Source organism: Acidovorax sp. HMWF018, from assembly GCF_003061035.1.
Lineage (GTDB): Bacteria > Pseudomonadota > Gammaproteobacteria > Burkholderiales > Burkholderiaceae_C > Acidovorax > Acidovorax delafieldii.
This window is the reverse complement of record NZ_QAIM01000450.1, coordinates 5,449-10,094: the sequence shown is the minus strand read 5'-3', so window position 1 is coordinate 10,094 and position 4,646 is coordinate 5,449. Positions and strand designations below refer to the sequence as shown.

The 4,646-nt window shown below is 68.3% G+C and carries 3 protein-coding genes and 2 pseudogenes; 3 read left to right on the top strand and 2 right to left on the bottom strand.

Annotation, left to right across the window (positions count from 1 at the left end; genetic code table 11):
• Positions 1-195: pseudogene (locus tag DBR23_RS31035) on the top strand (LysR family transcriptional regulator); the annotation flags it as partial.
• Positions 196-203: 8 nt separating this feature from the next.
• Here DBR23_RS31035 and DBR23_RS18575 read toward each other — a convergent pair.
• Positions 204-965: a DeoR/GlpR family DNA-binding transcription regulator gene (locus tag DBR23_RS18575; protein ID WP_108499201.1), complete on the bottom strand. Its 762-nt coding sequence runs from the start codon at positions 963-965 to the stop codon at positions 204-206.
• Between the two features lie 158 nt (positions 966-1,123).
• On the opposite strand from DBR23_RS18575, the gene DBR23_RS18570 reads away from it, so the two are divergent.
• Positions 1,124-1,756 (top strand): NUDIX domain-containing protein, encoded by a 633-nt coding sequence (locus DBR23_RS18570; RefSeq protein WP_108499200.1) that lies wholly within the window; start codon positions 1,124-1,126, stop codon positions 1,754-1,756.
• Between the two features lie 22 nt (positions 1,757-1,778).
• Here DBR23_RS18570 and DBR23_RS18565 read toward each other — a convergent pair whose 3' ends face one another.
• Positions 1,779-4,151 carry a penicillin acylase family protein gene (locus DBR23_RS18565; protein WP_108499199.1) on the bottom strand — a complete coding sequence of 791 codons (2,373 nt, stop codon included), beginning with the start codon at positions 4,149-4,151 and terminating at the stop codon, positions 1,779-1,781.
• A 138-nt stretch (positions 4,152-4,289) separates the two neighbouring features.
• Here DBR23_RS18565 and DBR23_RS31030 point away from each other — a divergent pair.
• Positions 4,290-4,646: pseudogene (locus tag DBR23_RS31030) on the top strand (AraC family transcriptional regulator); the annotation flags it as partial.

Genomic DNA, 4,646 nt, shown 5'->3' with positions numbered 1-4,646 from the left:
GGCATTGGCCTGGTGCCCCGGGGAGCAGCCCTGCAGGTGGCGGGCCTGAGCGAGCCGCCGGTGCTGGTCGAGCTGGACGAGTCCTGGGCGCAGCGCGACCTGCAGATCTGCGTGCGCAAGGGGGCGGTGCTGACGGGCTTTGCTGCGGCGCTGGTCGCGCACCTGCACCAGGGCGCTGGCGCCGCCACTGCCTAGTTGCCTGATCAGGCCACTGCGATCTCCACCTTGGCGCCACCGGCCTGCAGCTTTTTGCGCAGTGACTGCGGTGTGGCGGCAGGCACCACCAGCGCGGCCAGTTCGTGCAAGGGGGCCACACTGAACGGCGATGCCGTACCCAGCTTGTCAAGCGAAGCCAGCACCACCGTTTCTGCCGCCCGCTGGTGCAGGGCGCGTTTGACAGCGGCTTCTTCAAAATCTCCCGTGGTCAGACCGGCCTCGGCATGCACGCCGGTCACGCCCATCAGGTACAGGTCGGCCCGCAACTGGGCTGCGGCCTCGACCACGCTGGCACCCAGATTCACCATGGAGTGGCGGAACAACCTGCCTCCCAGCATCAGCACCTCCACCTGCGTGTGCCCAGCCAGCGCCACCGCTACGGTGGGGCTGTGCGTGACCACAGTGGCGCGCAAGTCCAGCGGCAGGTGCTGCACCACCTGCAGTGAGGTGGTACCCCCATCCAGGATCACCACCTGGCCGGGCAACACCAGCGCGGCCCCGGCGCGGCCCAGGGCGCGTTTGTCTTCGGGGGCCAGTTGCTCACGCACTTGCAAGCTGCCCACTGCGGCCGAGGCGGGCAGGGCGCCGCCGTGCACGCGCTGCAAGCGGCCCTCCGCAGCCAGTTCGCGCAGGTCGCGCCGCACGGTGTCTTCCGAGATGCCCAGCTCCTCGCTGAAGGCCTTGGCCACGATCTGGCCGTCCCGACGCAGGCGGTTGAGCAGAAGCTGTTTGCGTTGGGTGGTCAGCATGAAGGGTTACACGAATTGATTGCACGAATTTGCATGTTTGTGCATGATATTGCGTAAATCAATCTTGTCAAAACCATGCACTCATTACCCGACCACACTGCCTTCGCGCTGGCGCTTGCCGTGCGTCGCTACCCAAGCCCGCCGGCGGGGGGCATTGCATGAGCCGCCCTGTGCCCGATGTGCCCATCGCTGAGCTGAACGCCCGCTCCGAGCATGTGAAGCTGCTGGATGTGCAGGTGCTCTCCGACAACTGGTACGTGCTGCGCAAGGTCACCTGCTCGCTGCGCAGGCGCGACGGCCAATGGCAGACGATGAGCCGCGAGGCCTACGACCGGGGCAATGGCGTCGCACTGCTGTTGTTCGACCCGCGTCGCAGCACCGTGGTGCTGACGCGCCAGTTCCGGCTGCCCGCCTTTCTCAACGGTTGCGCTGACGGACTGCTGATCGAGACCTGCGCGGGCCTGCTCGACGGTGACGACCCCGAAACCTGCATCCGCCGCGAGGCCGAGGAAGAAACCGGCTACCGCGTGCGCCAGCCGCGCAAGGTGTTCGAGGCCTACATGAGCCCTGGCTCGGTGACGGAAAAGCTGCACTTTTTCGTGGCCGAGTACGAACCGGGCGACCGCATCCGCAGCGGCGGCGGCCTGGAGGGAGAGGGCGAGGACATCGAGGTGATCGAGATGCCGCTGGCCGACGCCCTGGCCGGCATTGCCAACGGCACGATCCAGGACGGCAAGACCATCATGCTGCTGCAGTATGTGGCCTTGGACCTGCGAGGCACCGCCCTGTAAAAAAGGCGGTGCTCGCAGGTGCTCAAGGCCGCACCAGCCGCAGCGGCTCGCCCACGCGCGCCTTCACCACATCGTCGCGGTGGAAGGGCAGGGTGTGCCAGCGCTTGGCCGAGAACTCGCGCATCTGGTCGTTGGCGTGGGGCGATGCGGGGTTGGTGGACTGGCCATAGGTCAAGATGGCCTGGGCCACTGGGCCCTTGGCGTCGAAGGTCACGGTCTGCACATAGCTGGTGCCGTAGTCGATGCGCAAGCCTGCCTTGTTGATGGGTGCGGGCTCCTGGCGGCCCAGGTTGTTGAGCACGCCTTCAAACTCCTCGCCGCCGTGTAGCGCAATCGCTTCTTCGGTGATGGCGGGGCGCTGCACGCTGCCCAGCGTGGCGTCGAGCGTGTAGCCGCTGGTGCGGATGGCCTTGACGGCGCCGTCCAGCGCCTCCCACACCTTGGCGGCGGTGGCGGCGTCCTCCATCTTCAGGCCTGCAGGGGTGGCCACGGGTTGCGCAGGGTCGAAGGGCACGCGGTGCACGCCGGGGATGTTGCGCGCAGTGCGCCAGAACTCTCGGAACACATGGGCGCCGCGGGCATCGACGTTGTTGCGGCGGTCCCAGCCTTTCAGGGCCGCACAGCCGTCGCGCGATTCGGCCGTGGGCGCCTTGTCGCAGGCGGTCAGCAGGTCGGGTACCACCACCTGGGCCATGAAGTTGCGGTTCTCAAACAACTGGCCCTGGATGGCCTGCAGCGTGACCTTGCCCCGGCCGAGCATTTCAGGAATCTCGGCCAGACCGGCGCGGGTGCGTGGCCGGGTCAGGCTGGCGTCGCCCACCAGGGGCGAGATGCCCTCAAACTTCTGGCCGGGGTGGGTGTAGACAAAGCTGTCATTGCTGTTGTGGACCCAGTCCGTGCGGAAGGCCACGGGCATGCGGCCGATGGGGATGAGCCCCGGCACGGGCGATGCGCTGTCGCGGCGCCAGTCGCAGTCAGCGCGTGATCCGTTCAGCACCACCAGGCCGGCAGCGGCGCGCAGCGCGGCGGCGGGCTGGCTGGGTGCGCAGCGGGCGAGCTGGACGGCATCCACATCGGGCACCACGCTCACGTCGGCATACATGGCCTGGCCGCTGCGGTCGGCGGCCAGCGTGTTCACCCAGGGCAGGCCCAGGTTGGCGTGCGCCTTGTGCAGGTCCTGCACCGAGCGGGCGCGGGCAAAGGCCAGGGCCGCGTCCATCATGCGGGTGTTGCCAGTGTTGGCGTCGCGCAGGGCGTAGGCGGTCTTGGCGTTCCAGGTCAGGCCCGCGCGGGGCACCACCACCAGCGGGCCCCAGCGGGTGGACCACACCGTGTGCTCTTGCGTCTGCAGCTTGCCGTCCGGGCCGGGGATCTGGGCGTTGACCTTGCGGGCGGTCATCTTCTCGGGCTTGCCGTCCACCAAGTAGGTGGTGGGGTCGCCCTCGGCCAGCGTCACTTCGTAGAAGGTGAAACGCTTGCCGGTGGACACCGTGTGTGACCAAGCCACGTCCTTGTTGAAGCCGATGGAGACCATGGGGTAGGTGCCAATGCCCACGCCCATCACGTCCATCTGGCCGGGCATGGTCAGGTGCATTTCATAGAAACGGTTGGGGCCGCTCCACGGGAAGTGCGGGTTGCCCAGCAGCATGCCGCTGCCGTTGGCCGTCACGTCCTTGCCAAAGGCCCAGGCGTTGGAGCCGAGGGGCGAGTCGAGCAGGCCCACGTCGCGCAGCGCCTGCGCGGCATCGGCCAGGTTCACGTCAGAGGAGGGCGCCTGCGCGGCCTTGGCGGCGGGAGGCTGGGCGCTCAGCATGCCATCGGCCAGCGCGGCAATACCGGCCTGCACGGCCACCACCTCGGCCATGCGGCGGTATTGGGCCAGGGTCATGGGCTGCACCCAGGGCTTGCCCCGGCAGGCATCGGGCAGGGTGGCGGCGTTGTCGGCCAGGAAGCGGTTGTAGCCCGCCACATAACCACGCGCCAGGGCCTGCGTTTCGGCACTGGTCTTGGCCCAGGCGCGCTCCAGCATGGCGTCGTCCATGTGGGCTGCCATGAACAGGTCGATCTGCGCATTGGGGATGTAGCGGCGGCCCAGCAGCCCGATGGTCTGGGCGCCGAAGGTGCTGCTGCGCTGGCCGCGCGCGGTCACGAGCTGGTCGGCTGTCATGCAGACGTTGTCTTGCGCGTAGGCATAGGCCACGCCGTAGGCCAGCGATTCGGGGTCGTTCGCGGTGATGTGTGGAATGCCGTAGGCGGTGCGCTCAATGGTCACGCTGCGATCTGCGTGTGCAGCGCCTGGCTGGCTGGCGCAGCCCGCCAGAAAGAGGGCGGTGCAGGCCGCGCCCAGGGTGGTCAGGGCCATCGAGAGGCCGCGATGGGTTGAGGGTTCGTGCATGGGTGGGTGTCTCCGTTTGTGTGGGCCCGCAGCGCAGGGCCATGGCTGCGGGGCGCTGTCGTCGCACGGTCATGCTACTGCCCGGTAACACCGAGAAGCGGTGGCGTTTTGGCCACAAAGGGTGGCAAGATCGCCACCATGCCCACTGCCAAAACTGCACTGCCGTCCTGCCTGAACGTGGGCATCCTCTGGGGGCACGGCAGCATTGCCAGCACCGCCGCCGCTGCGGTGGACGCTCTGCGCGCCATGAACATGCTGGCGGCGATGCGCCCCGGGGGCGCGCAGCCCGTGGTGCGCTGGTTGTGGCTGCAGATGCCGCACGAGCGCGACGCCACCCCACCGCCAGTGCCTGGCGCGGAACTGGGCTCGGAGCCGCTGGATGTGGTCGTCATCCCCGGCTGGCTGGTCCCCACGGGGCCGCAGTTGCGTGAGATCAGTCGGCGCTACAGCGAGCACTTTGGCGCCATGCTGCAGGGCCACCTGCAGCGGGGCGGG

Excerpts from the sequence above, each read along its gene's own strand:
- DBR23_RS18575 (WP_108499201.1), bottom strand. The coding sequence starts at position 965 with ATGCTGACCACCCAACGCAAACAGCTTCTGCTCAACCGCCTGCGTCGG.
- DBR23_RS18570 (WP_108499200.1), top strand. The coding sequence starts at position 1,124 with ATGAGCCGCCCTGTGCCCGATGTGCCCATCGCTGAGCTGAACGCCCGC.
- DBR23_RS18565 (WP_108499199.1), bottom strand. The coding sequence starts at position 4,151 with ATGCACGAACCCTCAACCCATCGCGGCCTCTCGATGGCCCTGACCACC.